The sequence below is a fragment of the Ruegeria sp. YTSA064 genome, from assembly GCF_059610325.1.
In genome coordinates, this window is the sequence record NZ_JBXWNK010000002.1 from 235,256 (window position 1) to 250,565 (window position 15,310).

General features: G+C 53.5%; 15 protein-coding genes. 4 read left to right on the forward strand and 11 right to left on the reverse strand.

Features of this window, described 5'->3' with window-relative positions:
- Positions 1–146: 146 nt before the first annotated feature.
- Positions 147–827, forward strand: a complete 681-nt coding sequence (locus AC2FI7_RS03665; protein WP_010440243.1) for a Crp/Fnr family transcriptional regulator — start codon at positions 147–149, stop codon at positions 825–827.
- A gap of 3 nt (positions 828–830) precedes the next feature.
- Here the strand turns inward: AC2FI7_RS03665 and AC2FI7_RS03670 are convergent, their stop codons facing one another.
- The 8 genes from AC2FI7_RS03670 to AC2FI7_RS03705 form a co-directional block, all read right to left on the reverse strand.
- Positions 831–2,060 carry a BatD family protein gene (locus tag AC2FI7_RS03670; protein WP_010440242.1) on the reverse strand — a complete coding sequence of 410 codons (1,230 nt, stop codon included), beginning with the start codon at positions 2,058–2,060 and terminating at the stop codon, positions 831–833.
- Positions 2,057–3,553 (reverse strand): VWA domain-containing protein, encoded by a 1,497-nt coding sequence (locus tag AC2FI7_RS03675; protein ID WP_496815269.1) that lies wholly within the window; start codon positions 3,551–3,553, stop codon positions 2,057–2,059. Before AC2FI7_RS03675 ends, AC2FI7_RS03670 begins: the two co-directional genes overlap by 4 nt.
- A complete protein-coding gene (locus AC2FI7_RS03680) occupies positions 3,553–4,539 on the reverse strand; it encodes a vWA domain-containing protein (protein ID WP_496815271.1) in 987 nt (328 codons plus the stop codon). The genes AC2FI7_RS03675 and AC2FI7_RS03680 overlap by 1 nt, the downstream gene beginning before the upstream one ends.
- Complete coding sequence (locus AC2FI7_RS03685) at positions 4,539–5,012, reverse strand: DUF4381 domain-containing protein (RefSeq protein ID WP_010440239.1); 474 nt, start codon at positions 5,010–5,012, stop codon at positions 4,539–4,541. Before AC2FI7_RS03685 ends, AC2FI7_RS03680 begins: the two co-directional genes overlap by 1 nt.
- Positions 5,009–5,956: a DUF58 domain-containing protein gene (locus AC2FI7_RS03690; RefSeq protein ID WP_496815273.1), complete on the reverse strand. Its 948-nt coding sequence runs from the start codon at positions 5,954–5,956 to the stop codon at positions 5,009–5,011. Before AC2FI7_RS03690 ends, AC2FI7_RS03685 begins: the two co-directional genes overlap by 4 nt.
- Positions 5,957–5,976: 20 nt before the next feature.
- Entirely contained in the window at positions 5,977–6,954 is a 978-nt protein-coding gene (locus AC2FI7_RS03695) for an AAA family ATPase (RefSeq protein WP_319547218.1), read from the reverse strand.
- 114 nt (positions 6,955–7,068) lie between these two features.
- Positions 7,069–8,229 (reverse strand): acetoin utilization protein AcuC, encoded by a 1,161-nt coding sequence (locus AC2FI7_RS03700; RefSeq protein ID WP_120981153.1) that lies wholly within the window; start codon positions 8,227–8,229, stop codon positions 7,069–7,071.
- Positions 8,180–9,271 carry an AI-2E family transporter gene (locus AC2FI7_RS03705; RefSeq protein WP_496815275.1) on the reverse strand — a complete coding sequence of 364 codons (1,092 nt, stop codon included), beginning with the start codon at positions 9,269–9,271 and terminating at the stop codon, positions 8,180–8,182. Before AC2FI7_RS03705 ends, AC2FI7_RS03700 begins: the two co-directional genes overlap by 50 nt.
- A 168-nt stretch (positions 9,272–9,439) precedes the next feature.
- On the opposite strand from AC2FI7_RS03705, the gene AC2FI7_RS03710 reads away from it, so the two are divergent.
- The 3 genes from AC2FI7_RS03710 (at position 9,440) to AC2FI7_RS03720 (ending at position 12,487) form a co-directional block, all read left to right on the forward strand.
- A complete protein-coding gene (locus AC2FI7_RS03710; protein ID WP_010440234.1) occupies positions 9,440–10,297 on the forward strand; it encodes a YihY/virulence factor BrkB family protein in 858 nt (285 codons plus the stop codon).
- Complete coding sequence (locus AC2FI7_RS03715; RefSeq protein ID WP_010440233.1) at positions 10,297–12,201, forward strand: cytochrome c3 family protein; 1,905 nt, start codon at positions 10,297–10,299, stop codon at positions 12,199–12,201. Before AC2FI7_RS03710 ends, AC2FI7_RS03715 begins: the two co-directional genes overlap by 1 nt.
- Positions 12,202–12,349: 148 nt before the next feature.
- Positions 12,350–12,487 carry a hypothetical protein gene (locus AC2FI7_RS03720; protein WP_010440232.1) on the forward strand — a complete coding sequence of 46 codons (138 nt, stop codon included), beginning with the start codon at positions 12,350–12,352 and terminating at the stop codon, positions 12,485–12,487.
- A 19-nt stretch (positions 12,488–12,506) separates the two neighbouring features.
- On the opposite strand, the gene AC2FI7_RS03725 is transcribed toward AC2FI7_RS03720, so the two are convergent.
- The 3 genes from AC2FI7_RS03725 to AC2FI7_RS03735 form a co-directional block, all read right to left on the reverse strand.
- Positions 12,507–13,160, reverse strand: a complete 654-nt coding sequence (locus tag AC2FI7_RS03725) for a leucine-rich repeat domain-containing protein (protein ID WP_010440231.1) — start codon at positions 13,158–13,160, stop codon at positions 12,507–12,509.
- Positions 13,161–13,315: 155 nt separating this feature from the next.
- Positions 13,316–14,032: an RlmE family RNA methyltransferase gene (locus AC2FI7_RS03730; RefSeq protein ID WP_010440230.1), complete on the reverse strand. Its 717-nt coding sequence runs from the start codon at positions 14,030–14,032 to the stop codon at positions 13,316–13,318.
- A complete protein-coding gene (locus AC2FI7_RS03735; RefSeq protein WP_010440229.1) occupies positions 14,032–15,144 on the reverse strand; it encodes a Ppx/GppA phosphatase family protein in 1,113 nt (370 codons plus the stop codon). Before AC2FI7_RS03735 ends, AC2FI7_RS03730 begins: the two co-directional genes overlap by 1 nt.
- Positions 15,145–15,310 lie beyond the last annotated feature (166 nt).

A 15,310-nucleotide genomic window follows, 5' to 3' on the forward strand; every position in this document is an offset into this window, starting at 1 on the left:
GCAGCGGCTAAATTGAACTCGATAGCCGCGTGCAAGCTGTTGATTGCCGGAAGAAAAAATATGTAATGGACCGGGAATCGAACAGAACTACTTTAAGCGATGAAACGTGTCTAAAACCTATCATATGATCATTTTGAAAGATACAAATGTTTGATAATGATGATGATATGCAGATCCTGACCCAAACCGACTGGTTTGGGGCACGCGAGCCGAAATTTCAGAATGATCTGATGACTTGCGCGGTTGTCCGAACGTTTGATCCAGGCGAAACACTCTATCACCATGGTGACCCGGCAAATGGTATTCACGCTGTGCTTGATGGGTCTGTTCAGATCACGGCGCCCGCCGATGACGGGCAAGAATTTGTTGTGCACCGGGAAGGTGCAGGTTTCTGGATTGGAGATCTTGCTCTTTTCGCCGAAGCGCAAAGACTGGTCAGCGTGATGACCACCCAACAGACGCGTACATTGTTTTTTCCCAGTTCACGGGTGGAAAGAATGGTGCAAGAGAATCCGGAATATGTCCGTGATTTCTACGCGTTAACACGTGAAAACATGAAAACAGCCCTCCGGATCATGGCCAACTTGGCAGTTACGGGGTCGGAGAAGCGCCTTGTCTTACGTCTGCTGCATTTGGACGAGGGCGCCTCGAAATCCGACGGCTGGATTATTGTTTCGCAGGATGAGCTGGCTGCGATGGTCGCAGTGTCTCAACCAACGTTGCATCGTAACCTGCATCGACTCTCAGGTTTAGGCCTAGTTGAGCTGGGATATGGTCGACTACGTCTGATCGACAGGCGCAAACTAATCGCAAGCTGTCAAAGTTGAATCCTAGGGATTAAGTGGCGGCAACACACCCGGTTTGGGACGACTAGAGTTATTCAGAGCATTCAGGTTCCGCATGACCGCACTCCAATCCTCAAAGCCAATTTGGCTCTTCTTTGAATACCGCTCAGCACCTATCTGGGTCAGGCTGCTCTCAAGGGGCGCGGCGCGCTCTGGTTGGAGGCTGCGCTCTTTCCAAAGTTCTATAGCATCATAAGCTGCAGACAAATCTCGAGCTCGCAATGCTGCTCTCAAAGCTTCGGCGGCGTATTCCTCAGAGGCAAGGTATCTACTGTGTCGCTTGTCTTTCCAGCGCTGATAGCGTGGGCGCAGAGATCGCACTGCGGCCCACAATGCCAAAACAACAATCGCGATCCAGAATGCAGCCTTTGCGAGGGTTTCAATATCCGGCGGCTGCCATTTTGGTGGTGCCAGCGTTAGCTCGGTCGCTGGGACCGAGGCCGTTTCAATTTGTTTGGTTTGCAAGTTAAACCAATCGATTGACACAGCTGGCAACCTTGTCTGGCCACCCTCTTGCGCAATATAAACCGTCTTCTCCATGCGTTGTCCGGACAACACCCCTCGATCTTCGGTTTCTGTAATGCGCGGCTCCGTAGGATATGCGCGCAACAACGGGTCTTGCTCGTGAGGTGTGAGCACTGGGATCAACAGAGGCGTCGTGCCAGATATCTGCGCGCTCAAATCGCGCGTAATGGCGTCACCAGCCTGCATATCTGTCGTGCCTTCTATTTGCTGCTGGAGCGAAAACCCGTTTGCGATGATTAACGGATCAAGACCACGAGCACCTTCCGGAATCTCGGCGCTGAGTTGTACAGGCGGAAGCGCCAACGAAACCTGAATTGGATCGTTGGTTTGAGGATCGGCATAAGTTACAACCACCTCTTGCGAGTCAAACGCAACCGGACCTGTTGCCAGAGGGTATAGGCGATAGCTGCGCTGCACACCGGACCAGGTCGCTCCGTTCACCGTCTCGCTGATTGGTCCAGAGGCACGTTCAGGAAGACGAACCACGAGGTTTTGTTGTTCTAAAGAGGGAAACACCGGAGGTTGTGGCATGAATGTTGGCACTAGAACTTTGATTCGAACGATCGCTGGTTGCCCTACAATGACCGGTTCATCAGGCGCTTCGACCGAGACCTGAGGGGCAGTCGCATCGTTATTCTGCGCAAATACTGGAAGAGCAAGAAAAAGAATAAAGAAAGTAACGTATCTCATTCTGTTCGCTCCTGATTTTCAAGAAGAAAACGATTGCGCAGAAAGTCTTGCATGTCAGTATCTATTGAGCTGATCCATTGATCGGCCGAAAGGGTTTGCGGCCCTTCTTTAGGAGCTTGAACCGTAGTTTCGTTACCACGGGCCGCATCATTGTCGAACACCGTGTCATCCGCACCAATGCCAGCCTCTTCACCCGTATCAGATTGTTCGCGGGTCGTTTCAATGTAATCAAGGATGGCTTTCGACACCTCGAGATTGTGCTGCGCTTCGGGCCATTCAGGACGCCGTTCCAAGGCGGTCTCGAAGGCGGATATGGCTGGGCGATACTCACGGTTCCGTATTCGCGCCATACCTTCAGCAAATGCGGCTTCCGGTGTGTCCAGCCCGGCAAATATGGAGGACGCCTCTGAATATTGACCGTCCCTGAGATAGGCATATCCCTTGTGATACGAGCCCTCAAACAATTCCGCCGCTTCAGCAAAGCGCTTTTGATTCATTGCAATTTGACCTTGCTGATCGGCCGTAAGGAACCAATCTTTCCACCCTTCGGCTCGAACTCCTGATGGTGGTATTATCATCAAAGCCAGTAGTGCCCAGCGGATCACCCAGCCTCTTCTGAACCAAAAAAGTGATAGTAACGCAGCAGGCCATGCCAAGATCCAGCCATTGTCCTGCCAATCAAGACGCTTATCATCATCCAGTGCTGCAGTGTAGGCAGTTTGGATTTGACGCTGCAGACGACTGATGTCCCGATCGTCATCCGAAAACGCTATCACGGATGCGCCTTGGACGTTGCCTAGCTGAACAATTCGCTCACCATTGGGCAGCATAGTGAGAAAGAAAATGTCGTCAGTCGAAGTGTTTAATCCAGATACCTGAGACGGGTCTAAGTCATCCAAAACAAACAGCACTGCCCCTGGGCTCTCACTTTCATCCAGTATGGATTGCGCTAAATCGAGAGCATCGGCCGCTGCGTCGCCTGGGGTTGGCATCACAGCCGGCGTTAAGCCTTCAAGCAGAGGGCGAAGAATGTTGGCGTCTTCGGTTAGGGGAGCAACTCGGTGCGGCGTTCCGGAATAAGCGATCAGCGCAGTGCGGGCTCCAGCGCGCTCATCGATCAGATCAGCGATCTTGAACCGTGCTCGGTCCAACCGTGAAGGAGCAATATCCGTGTTCTCCATGCTGTCGGTGACCTTTAGAGCGATCACTAACGGGGCGGTATCTGCAATTAGCGGGTTGGGTGCACGCGACCAGGTTGGACCGGAGGCCGCGAGGGCAACAAGTGTGGCGATGACCATCGCAATATCAATTGGTTGAATGCGACGGGTTTCAGTCTTGCCAAGCTGCAATGCGGTCGCCAGATGCGGAGCGATCCCTGAGGGTAGCTTGGTTTCGGCCGCAGGCTTGGGTCTGATCAACCACCATAACGCCACGATTGGGATTAAAAACAGAAGGTAATAACCTCGAATAAAATGGAAATCAGGAAATTCCATTATTGAACAACCCCCTTGCGCTGCTGAGCAAAATGGAACCAGGTTGTGCTGATAAGAATAACGATCAGCGCAATCGCCAATGGAATATGGGCAAGGCTGTTTGTCGGGCGATAGCTTTGAGTTTCTACTATTCTGGGGTTTAGCTGATCTATGCGCTCGTAGGTCTGTGCGAGGGCCGACGCATCATCTGCAAAGAAATATTCTCCACCGGTGCGATCCGCGATGTCCTTTAACGCTTGCAGGTCCACGCGATCTTCGCCCGTAGCATTAGGGTCTCCAACACCAATCGTATAGATGACCACATTCTTTTCCGCGGCAATCGCCGACGCGTTTACAGGCGTCATACGGCTGGATGTATCGGCCCCATCGCTTAGGACGATCATCAGGCGTTGATCCACTTCGCTGGACTCGAATGTTCTGATCCCAAGCCCGATCGCGTCACCCAGGGCAGTGTTCGGACCAGCCATGCCAACGTGAGTTTGATCTAGGAAGCCATTCAAACTATTAAGATCTTCTGTAAACGGCGCTTGTATGAACGCGCGTGTTCCAAAAATGATGAGGGCCATCCTGTCACCATCGCGCTCGGCGATGAATTGTTTTAGGACATCTTTAACTGCTTCCAACCTCTGCACCGGGCCGCCAGTCTCGGATTTGAAATCGCGCTGATCCATCGAGCCCGAGATATCCAAGGCAAGGACGACGTCCCGCGCAGATTTTTCAATCACTATGGGATTACCCAACTGTTCTGGTCGAGCCAGCGACAGAACCAGCAAAATCCAGATTAACATGACGCTTGCCGTTTGCAGGCGGGATCGAACTGGGATGACTGAGCCAGAATTCGGCTCGACGCCTGCGGCCTGCGCAACGCGTCGAAAGAAGGGAATACGAATTGAAGTGGTTTTTTCGCGATGGGGTGGAGCAAAAAAATAGACCAGCGCCGGAAGCGGAAGTAGCAGAAAAACCCACGGAGCAGCGAAGGAAAACATCACTTTCTCCGATATGGTTTGTGGGCTTTAACCCAATGCCGGGCAAGCTGCGTGACAGCGGGGTTTGGCGGTATGTCTTTATACGGGGCTTCAACTAACGCTCGGAAAACTTCCGAATTTAATGATTTTCTATCAATGGTTTGGGATAGAAAGCTCAGCCAATCTTCGCCATGAATCCCTGCGACCTGCTCGCGAGGATATGCGGCCAACGCAGTACGCCGAAGGATCTCGGCAACCTTGGCCACAGAGATGCCAGGCGATGCGAGTTCTGCCAGCGCGTACCGCCTATAGGCGTTCGCACGCCTGTGCCGCAGTATCAGGACTGTAGCGACCGAAAAAAATGCCAGCAGGATGACAGCGACCACGACCCATCCCCAGGTCTGGGGCATCATTGAAATAGTTTCAGGTTTTGGCGCTGGTTCTAGCATATCCAACAGATCAACCAGAGATTTTCCTGTGGTATCGATGCTCATCGCCGACCTCCGCGGTGCCCGAATAAGCGCAATAGCTGATCCAAAGCCGGTTCAGAGGTTGTCATAGGAACTACCGGAAAACCATATCGTCGGGACCATGTGTGCAGTTGTGCTAACCTATCCTCCATGGATTTTCGAATTTTGTCTGATAACTCAGGGTCGGAACTGTCGATTTCAATCTGCTCGCTACCATCTGAGACCGTCATCTTCAGGTTAGGCGCGAGGGTCTTTGCAGTTGGATCCGCGATATTGAAAACGATCAAATCGTTTGAGAACGCCAGTTGACGCAACAAATTCTCCGATCTTTCATTGAGCCCGTCGCAGTCTGAGAACAGGCAAATTAGTCCACTGGTTTGGGTGATGCGGGTCGCCTCAAAAAGCATGTCATTCAGAAACACGGTTGGCTGTGGGGTCAAACCTGCATGCAAGCAGGAATTTGCTGTTCCGATGGAGGACAAGAACCGCGTAAGAGCTGCCGCGCGGCGCTGTGGTCTGTGCTCGGCAACGTCTGTATCGCTGAATACGAGACCTCCAACACGATCGCCTTGACCAAGAATTCGATGCGCAGAAATTGCTGCGGCTTCGGCAGCGATGACAGATTTCATATAGACTTCTGTTCCGAAGAACATCGATATGCGCTGATCGACCAACAGCAGGGCAGGGCGATCACGTTCTTCGGTGTAGACTCTAATATGGGGCTTTCCGGTTCGTGCAGTGACCTTCCAGTCGATGGTTCGGATATCGTCGCCCGGCAAATAGCCACGCAATTCTTCAAAATTCAGGCCGCGACCACGCAGACGCGAGGCGTGACGACCATTCAGGATCGAGCGCGCGGGTTGACGCGGTAACAGGCTGAGTGCCTGCGATCTGGGGCCCAATTGCAATAGATGGTCCGCGTCGACACGGACGCGTGGGTCGTTCGGATATGGCGCAGTCAGGGTCATGCAGCCGTTTTCCTTAGCGATTAGGGAAGCGCCACCAGGCGAAGGAGTTCTGCGATCACGTCATCTGCGGATTTGCCTGATCCTTGTGCTTCGAAACTGAGTGTAACGCGATGACGAAATACGTCATGCGCAATGGCGCGGATGTCTGCAGGGTCGACATAATCGCGTTCGTTCATCCAGGCATGGGCGCGCCCGCATTTGTCCAACGCCAGTGAGGCGCGTGGACTGGCGCCGATCTCAATCCAACTCGCGAGTTCGGGGCTCAAAGCTTCGGGCGTACGCGTCGCCTGCACGAGGTCGGCCATATAACGATCCATCGCGTCAGACACATGGATTTGACCGATCTCTGACCTTGCCGCAAAGATGGCTTCCTGTGGTATCGCGGCTGGAGTTTCACGCGCCCCACCTTTGTTGGCAGCAAGATCTTCGCCCCGGACCAGGCGAATAACTTCAACCTCGTCTTCGACGGGGGGGTAAGTGATTTGAACATGCATCAGGAATCGATCCATCTGTGCTTCGGGCAGTGGGTAGGTACCTTCCTGTTCGATGGGGTTCTGGGTGGCCATAACGATAAACAGAGGATCCATTTTATGCGTGGTTCCTGAAACAGTGACCTGCCGTTCCTCCATCGCTTCCAGCAACGCCGCCTGCACCTTGGCGGGCGCACGGTTGATTTCATCCGCTAGTACGATGTTCGCAAAAATCGGTCCCGGTTCGAACTTGAACTCACCCCCCGCATCGGTCTGCTGGAATATCTCGGTCCCAGTCACATCCGAAGGCAGTAAGTCCGGCGTAAACTGAATGCGGCTAAAGCTTGCATCCATATTCTTCGCCATTGCCTTGACCGCGCGTGTCTTGGCCAGACCAGGCAGGCCCTCGATCAAAAGGTTACCATTGGCCAAGAGACCGATCAGCAGGCGATCAATCACCTCGATCTGGCCAATGATCGATTGGCCCATACGGGATCTGAGATCCATAATCTGGTTGAGTGCGCTCATAACAATTGTCCCGTAATAGCCCGAAATACCGGTCTCGCGTTCTATCGTCTGCGATGGCCGAGAGTCGGGATCTTGAAGTAATGATAGAACGTTAGCAGGGCGAAGTTGCTCAGACTACAATGAATTCCGAGTTCTGAGTTTTTGAATATCACTCTTTAACTCCTCGCGGATGGGCCCGGGATTACTGGGATCACGTAGTGTCGTTGCCCAGTGGGTTGGTCGGTCGCGACCGGTCTTTCGGTTCCAACTCAGCGCGTTTAGGATAGATTGCTGTTCTTCTGTCAGATGAGAAGGGATTTCATATCCGTTCAGGGTCGCCCAAACACCGCTCCACAGACGGCCGACAGACCAAGGATTATAACCTCCGCCACCCAAGATCAAAAACCGAGGTGTTAAGTGTTGGAGGCTGGAAACGGCACGCCAGTGCGCATTGTTTGACAATGCGAGGCGCGATAGTGGGTCTTCGGTGACGGCGTCGGCACCGCATTGCAGGATAATGGCTTGTGGGTGGAAAGCCTTAGTTACAGGAAGAATCATCCCCTCCAGAATGGCTTGGAATTCATCGTCATTTAGACCTCGATCAACAGGTAAATTCCATGCGGCGCCACCTGCGTCATCTTCCAGTAGTCCGGTAAAGGGCCATCTGCGCGCCTCATGAATCGAAATTATGCGCACCATTGACGAACCGTGAAACGCAGCCTCGACGCCATCGCAATGATGGGCGTCGATGTCTATGTAGACAATTCGTTCAAGCCCAAGATCAAGCAGTCTGAAGATCGCGAGAACTGGATCGTTTAGGTAACAGAAGCCGTTGGCGCGACTTTCCAATCCATGATGCGTACCTCCTGCTGGGTTGAACACAATACCACCGTTCCAAATTAACTCGGCTCCCAGCATCGATCCTCCGGCGGCAGTGGCTGGCCGTCGATACATTTCTCCAAATACCGGATTGGACAATGTGCCCAGACCAAATCTGCGTTTTACCTCGTCGGAGACCGACTGTGTTTTTTCGGCGTTTATTAATGCTGAAATGTAAGCAGGTGAATGAAATCGCTGCAGTGCCTTAGGTTTGGCACACGGGCTGGTCCGATAGTTCTGCGAGTTCAGCCAACCCATCGATCTGCAGAGGTCAATCACAGTAGAAACGCGCGGGATTGCAAGTGGGTGTTTTGCGCCATAGCTCGAGGTGCGATAGATTTCCGAGCCTATGAAGATGGGGCGAGGTCTATTGTTTGTCGTCAACACGCGCATGGCTGTCATCGCCCAATTGACCATCCAGCGACATCAGAACGGCAACAGGCCTGAGTGCTGGAATATGACTGAATATAATCAGGATACACACCGTTAAGGGCACGCTCAGAAACGCTCCGATCAAACCCCAGACTGTGGTCCAGAATGTCAGTGCCAATATGACAAGAAAGGTCGACATATTCAGAGACCGGCCAAGCATGGCTGGGTCTAGGAAATTGCCGATCACAAATTGCAGCGTGCCACAGCCCAGGACGATGACAAGGAATGGTCCAATGGTTTCAAATTGTACCAATGCAATCATCGACGGAAAGATCACGGCAATAATCGAACCGATGGACGGGATGAAATTCAGCGCGAATGTTAGAACGGCCCATGTCTCGGCATATTCCAGTCCCAGTGCCTTAAATATTGAATAGCTTATGAGGGCCGTGATCAGGCTGATCAAAGTCTTCACCCCGACATAGCGCTGCAGACTGTACGAGATAGCATCCAAAACCGAAGCCAGATCAGCGCCGAGCTGCGGGTTGCCTGCCGCAATTTGGATTTTCTTGCGAAATGCCAGGCGCTCAGCCATTAGAAATGCGACATACAGGCTGATCAGGAAAAACTGGTTCAGTAGTGATGTGGCGCTGCCCAGCAAAAGCCGTGCAACATAGGACATATCGATGCTGACCAAATTGTCCCGAATGAAGCTGGTGACGTCATTTCCGACCAATCCGGTAATTCTGTGCACCGCACCATCAAACTGGCTTTCATAGGTGTTGATTGAACGCGCAAACTGCGTGGCCTGACTGCCAAGAATATACATGATCATGAACAAGCCTGCCAAAACGACTGTAACTCCGGCTAAGTTCGCGATCCAGATTGGTACACGTGTCACCGCGATGACCCGATCGCTGAGGGCCAGGATCAGAACATTGATCAACAGTGCCATGGTCAACGGCACCAGAAAATTCGCCCCAGCATAGAGGCCAAGCACCACAAGAGTGGCCACGATCACAACATCCCTCAATACGCCCAACTGCAGGCGCGCTCTGGATGGGCTATTTTCGGGATCAGAGGTCATGAGTTGGCCTGGGTCTGCTTGCCGCTGGTGCGTGTTTGAGAACATCTTGCACGATCCTGCACAGGCTTACCAGTTTATGCAATCCATACAGATGGTTAAGCGCCGGAATTCCTTACAAATGGCGAATTGGCGGTTCTGCCAGCGCAAAAGGCGCGTTAGGCTGTGGCGATGTCACGTGTATCGATTCTCTCATCCAATCAGTTTCTGCGCGCGCTCTGGCTTGCTGTTCGTCGGTTCAATGACAAAGACGGTTTTGTCATGAGCAGCCATGTGGCGATGTCACTGATGATGGCTCTGTTTCCGTTTGTTCTGTTCACAGTGGCGTTGGCGGGGGCTTTGTCACAGGGATATGTGACGGACGAACTGATCGAGCTGATTTTTGGTGCCTGGCCCAAAGATGTCGCCGATCCGATTGTTTCTGAGTTGCGGGCTGTGCTGGCTGGTGCCGGGTCGGGCGTGATCACATTGGGCGGTTTGTTAGCGATCTACTTCGCATCCAATGGTGTTGCTGCCGTACGTCGCGCCATGACGCAAGCCTATCATGACAAAGATATCTGGCCGTTCTGGAAAACCCGGCTGTTGTGTTTTGCGCTTGTTATTATCGGTGGGGCCGCAATTTTGGCCATCGCAGCGGTTGAGGTGGTTTTGCCTGTCTACACGCGTCTGGTCTCGGAAAAGACGGCTGTTGATGTTGATAACTGGCTGTCCGTTGACCGCCTGCGATGGACGTTCACCGTTGCAGTACCGGCAGGCACAGTTATTCTGGCTCATCTGATCTTACCCACACGGCGGCACAGGCTTTCGCAAATACTTCCGGGGGTCATCCTGACCTTGGCATTGTGGGCTGCAGGTGGATGGGGGTTTTCGATCTATATCGCCCAGTTTGCCACCTATAGCGCGACCTATGCGGGCCTCGCAGGGGCAATGGCAGCGCTGATTTTCCTCTACCTGTGTTCTGCCATGCTGATCCTGGGTGCCGAGTATAACGGGGCCTTGATAGACTTAAAAAATGCGGAAACCAATTGATGTACTTCCGCAAGTTCATTCTGATTGCGATCCTGTGGGCAACAACGCCGACTGGCTGGGCACAGGAATATGTCGGATCCGAACTGTGCGCAGATTGCCATCAAGACGAAACTGAAGCCTGGAAAGGGTCACATCACGATCTCGCTTGGACCGAGGTAGAAGATGGCCAAGTTCTGGCTGATTTCGATGGGACCAGCTTTTCCCATGATGGGATGAGCGTTTCTTTCGTGGATAAAAACGGCGTTCTTTCGGCGCAAGTCACCGAAAAAGATGGCGTTATCACCGACTATCCGGTGCATTCGGTGGTCGGCATTGCGCCGTTGCAGCAATACCTCTTTGAAACTGGACCAGGCAGATTACAGAGTTTCGATGTCGTCTGGGACACGGTAGAAAGCCGCTGGTATCACCTCTATCCAGAACAGGATTTACCACCGAATGACGGGCTGCATTGGACAGGGCCGTACAAGAACTGGAACGCGCGCTGTGCCGAGTGCCATGCGACCGGTTACGTGAAGAATTACGATGCCGAGACAAGGCGCTATGCGTCGACACAAGTTGAAATCGGCGTCGGTTGTGAGGCTTGTCACGGGCCAGGATCAGCGCATCTTGAGTGGACGACTGGCAAAACGCTTGACGACGGGTTGGGCGCGTTTGGATTTCCAATCGAATTGGGCAAGGGGCAAACCGAGGCAGACATCCAGCAATGCGCCGGGTGCCATTCTCGGCGCGAGGCGCTGGAGGATGGTAATCCGGTCCCCGGTACGCCTTTTCATGACGCACATAATTTAGCTGTCCTGCGACCGGGCGCTTACCACCCGGATGGGCAGATTTTGGACGAGGTCTACGTATATGGTTCGTTCCTTCAGTCGCGCATGTATGCTGAGGGGGTAGGATGCATGGATTGCCATGATCCTCACCGGGCCGAGGTAAAAGCGGAAGGGAATGGCTTGTGCACGCAGTGTCATTCGCCCGCTGGAAATTCGGAATTCCCAACCCTTCGATTGGCCAGTTATGACACGCCCGAACACCATCACCATGCAGAAAACTCTGATGGCTCCCAATGCAAGAACTGCCACATGATCGAGCGAGTCTATATGGGCGTGGACGGCAGGCACGATCACAGTTTCCGAATCCCCCGACCGGATTTGGGGCTTGGAGTTGACGCTTGCACCGATTGTCATGCGGAAGAGGGGCAGCCCTGGGCTGCGCAACAGATTTCTGACTGGTTCCCAAACTCTGCCCATCGAACCGTTCATTATGGTACAGCGTTTGCTGCGGTGAGCATTGGTCAATTGGACGATCCCGAAGCGTTAATCGCGATCGCTTTGGACAAAGAGCAGGCAGGAATTGTCCGCGCGACTGCACTCTATCTGCTGCAACCCTTTGCGACGCCTGTACTTGCGCAGCGGGTAGCACCGCTGTTATCCGATCCGGATCCGCTGGTTCGCGCCAATGGGCCGGTTTTGCAACGCCAAGCGCCAATGCCGGAACGTGTTGCACGGCTTGAGCCGCTATTGTCAGACCCCTTGCGCAATGTCCGAATTTCGGCAGCCAAGGAGTTTCTTGCCATCCCTGCACAAGCCATGACGCAGGATCAACGGGCGGTCGCTCAGCAGGGTATGGCCGACTGGCAGCGCAGTATCTCGCATCGCCTGGACTTTCCTGAAACCCACTTAGTGTTGGGAGGCTGGGCACTGACGCTGCGAAATGCCCAAGCCGCAGAAAAGGCGTTCCGAGAGGTTGTGACGCTAGATCCACAACGGTCTGAGGCCTGGCCGATGCTGGTACAGCTGGCCCACATAAATCGTGGTCCACAGGCAGCGATTGCGACATTGGACGAGGCTTTATCCATCCTTCCAGATGATCCGAGCTTAAATCAGTTGGCTCGCGATATGGGGCGGTAACAGGCACCAATCCGGCAGATTTACGCCACGTTACGGGCCCATTTGTTGGTTAGACACCGATGCCAGCACTTGGACTGTCAACAGGTGATGTATGCCGGAGCGCACAGCTACTATCATAAAGCCGATTTCTGCTGATCGGAAAACAACGTTGGATCAGCGCATTGAAGAACTTCGCGTGCGCGAGCCTGTCGATATAAATCATGGAGAGGCAATCTTGTTTCAGGGGATTGCGACGGCGTCACTCAAGAAACAGCGTATTGCTCAGGGTAAGATCGATCTGGACTAGGGCAGCGACCGGACAAACCCTAAAGCCCAAGCTTTTCTCGCAAACGCGATAGGTGCTGCATCATGTTGTACTGCCAGCCCGGTTGATAATTTTGTCGGAAACCAGAACCGCCTGACAACTGAAGAAATGGACGTTCCTGCAAGATCGCAAATTGTTCACCAGACCCGTCGAGTGCGTGACTGTTGTGAAGATTTAGCCAATTCAGGTTCTCGATTTGTAAAACAGGCACCAGCGTTTCAATTTGGGTATTGCCGATATCAAGGCGTTCAAGCGATGGCAGTGTCGCGAGAGGAGAAACATCAGAAACCCAGGTATCATGGAGGTAAACCAGCTTTAGGTTCGGTAAACCGTTAAGTGGGCTAAGATCGGAGACCCGCGTCATGTTCACGTCAAGCCGCTCGAGCGTTGCGTTCCCTTCCAGCCCGGTCAGATCACTTAAATTGGTTCCCCGTGCATTCAGAGATTTGAGATTCGGAATATCCGGGATGTTGGCCGGCAGCTTTCGAAGTTCAGTAAGATCTTTGAAATCAAGATCGTTCGTTCCCGCAGAAACGACATCTTTAACCCGCTGCTCGGCTATCAGTAGTTGTTGGTTTGCAGTTTTCTGCAGCTTGTACTGCCAGGCGGCCAACGCAATCAGGGCAATAATAAGTGCTAGGACAGTTTTTCTCATGTGATCGGCGGATAAAACGACAATGCGGCCAATCTATGACCGTGTAGCGCAGCGCGAATTGCAGGCAATCACGGTAAACCGCTACGTGTCGTGCTAGAGGACTAAGTCGCCATCCGAGAATTAAAGTTGGTTAAAAATCTTAACCTTACAGCCGCTTAGCCACGGAAACCGGTGGCGACAACGAATTTTTCTGAGCTGTCCGAGCGTGACGCGGGTGGCTTTACATTGGCCACCTTGTTGAATTTCTGCTTGAGCAGCTTCTGAAGGTCTCCCTCGGCCCCGCCTGCAAGAACTTTTGCGACGAAGGTGCCACCTTCTTCCAGCACATCAAACGCAAAATAGGCTGCCGTTTCGCACAAGGCCATAATCCTAAGGTGATCGGTCTGCTTGTGGCCTGAGGAGGCAGCCGCCATGTCGGACATGACCACATCCGCTTTGCCGCCCAGCCAGTCTTTGACCTTCTGGTCGGCATCATCTTCCATGAAATCAAGCACATGTGCGGTGGCCCCCGCAACGGGTTCGACCTCTTGAAGATCGACACCTAGAACCGTGCCAATACGCTTACCGCTCTTCTCGCCCAGTGCGTTAACACGTTGCACTGCAACCTGCAGCCAGCCACCGGGTGCACAACCCAGATCAACCACGCGCGCGCCGGGCACAAGGAACCGGAATTTATCGTCTAGCTCCAGTATCTTGAACGCTGCGCGTCCGCGATACCCTTCGGCCTGCGCCCGCTTGACATAAGGGTCGTTCAACTGCCGCTCAAGCCAGCGGGTTGAGCTGAGCTTGCGCCCGCGCGCTGTCTTAACCTTAACCTTTAGGTCACGCTGCCCACGGCCTGAACTGTTTTTTCCACTCGGTGTCTTCGCCATCAGAATGGTCCGTCTTCCAATACACCGTCCGCGCTCATTTGTGCATACAGCAGACCTTCGCGTAACCCCCGATCCGCCACAGAAAGGCGATCGGTGGGCCAGCAGCGCAACAACGCCTGCAAAATGGCCGAGCCGGACATGATTAGAGCCTGCCGATCTTCTCCGATCCGGGGATCACGGCGGCGCCCACGAGGGCCGAGTTCTAGATAGCCTCGTATGACCTTGTCAATCTGATCGCTGGTCATTCGCAATCCGTCCACCTTGGTTCGGTCATAGCGTTTTAGACCCAGATGCGAAGCAGCCACCGTGGTGACGGTTCCGCTAGTGCCCACGATCTGGAACCCCTCGCGAGCCTGTTCGTCTTTGTAAGGTGCAAAATCAGCAAGGTTTTCTTCAAAGAACCAGCTCATCAGCGCAAATCGCGCTGCATCGTCTTCGACGTCGTTGAACTGGTCCCGCAAAGTGGCCACTCCCAACGGTACACTGATCCAGTCCACGACTTTGGCCGCAGGAAAAGGGCTATCGGCGGTATGGAAGCCGTTATGCAGCCGCATGATCGAGGCAGGTCGGTCGCGGCGCGGAACCGAGGATATATCGATCCACACCAACTCAGTCGAACCGCCGCCAATGTCCACGACCAACAATTGCTCGGTTTTGGTTGATACCAGCGGCGCGCAGGAAATGACGGCCAGGCGCGCTTCTTCCTCGGGCTGAATGATGTCAAGCGTCAGGCCAGTTTCACGTTTGACCTGGCGGATGAAGTCGCGCGAGTTCTTGGCACGACGACAGGCCTCGGTCGCGATCAAGCGCATGCGCTTGACCTTGTTCCGTTTCAGCTTTTGCTGACAGATTCGAAGGGCTTGTACCGTACGCGCCATAGACGCCCGCGACAATCGTCCGGTGCGTTCCAGACCAGCGCCGAGTTGCACTGATTTGGAGAAACTGTCTACCACATGAAAGCCACTGCCCTTGGGCTGGGCGATCAACATGCGGCAGCTATTTGTCCCCAAATCCAGCGCCGCATATAACGCATCTGGATCGGGTCTTGCCGGCGCGGGGCTTTCGACCGCTTTCGGGAACGCGCCCGCACCTTTGGGACGCTTGGGCGCCATCTGAAACGCCCTCCGATTTTCGAGTTACCCCGACCATAGGTCGCGCTTTTCAATCACGCAAGACACTCATTAAAGTCATGAGGATTTTGATGTTCGGTTTCGAGGCAGGGGTCTTTAAAAGCAGCGATATCCGATCCTGGGCAAAAAGGTCGCTGCAAATACGCCG

Excerpts from the sequence above, each read along its gene's own strand:
- AC2FI7_RS03665 (WP_010440243.1), top strand. The coding sequence starts at position 147 with ATGTTTGATAATGATGATGATATGCAGATCCTGACCCAAACCGACTGG.
- AC2FI7_RS03695 (WP_319547218.1), bottom strand. The coding sequence starts at position 6,954 with ATGAGCGCACTCAACCAGATTATGGATCTCAGATCCCGTATGGGCCAA.
- AC2FI7_RS03715 (WP_010440233.1), top strand. The coding sequence starts at position 10,297 with ATGTACTTCCGCAAGTTCATTCTGATTGCGATCCTGTGGGCAACAACG.
- AC2FI7_RS03735 (WP_010440229.1), bottom strand. The coding sequence starts at position 15,144 with ATGGCGCCCAAGCGTCCCAAAGGTGCGGGCGCGTTCCCGAAAGCGGTC.
- AC2FI7_RS03705 (WP_496815275.1), bottom strand. The coding sequence starts at position 9,271 with ATGACCTCTGATCCCGAAAATAGCCCATCCAGAGCGCGCCTGCAGTTG.
- AC2FI7_RS03730 (WP_010440230.1), bottom strand. The coding sequence starts at position 14,032 with ATGGCGAAGACACCGAGTGGAAAAAACAGTTCAGGCCGTGGGCAGCGT.
- AC2FI7_RS03690 (WP_496815273.1), bottom strand. The coding sequence starts at position 5,956 with ATGACCCTGACTGCGCCATATCCGAACGACCCACGCGTCCGTGTCGAC.
- AC2FI7_RS03725 (WP_010440231.1), bottom strand. The coding sequence starts at position 13,160 with ATGAGAAAAACTGTCCTAGCACTTATTATTGCCCTGATTGCGTTGGCC.
- AC2FI7_RS03680 (WP_496815271.1), bottom strand. The coding sequence starts at position 4,539 with ATGTTTTCCTTCGCTGCTCCGTGGGTTTTTCTGCTACTTCCGCTTCCG.
- AC2FI7_RS03670 (WP_010440242.1), bottom strand. The coding sequence starts at position 2,060 with ATGAGATACGTTACTTTCTTTATTCTTTTTCTTGCTCTTCCAGTATTT.
- AC2FI7_RS03700 (WP_120981153.1), bottom strand. The coding sequence starts at position 8,229 with ATGGTCAATTGGGCGATGACAGCCATGCGCGTGTTGACGACAAACAAT.
- AC2FI7_RS03710 (WP_010440234.1), top strand. The coding sequence starts at position 9,440 with ATGTCACGTGTATCGATTCTCTCATCCAATCAGTTTCTGCGCGCGCTC.
- AC2FI7_RS03675 (WP_496815269.1), bottom strand. The coding sequence starts at position 3,553 with ATGGAATTTCCTGATTTCCATTTTATTCGAGGTTATTACCTTCTGTTT.
- AC2FI7_RS03685 (WP_010440239.1), bottom strand. The coding sequence starts at position 5,012 with ATGAGCATCGATACCACAGGAAAATCTCTGGTTGATCTGTTGGATATG.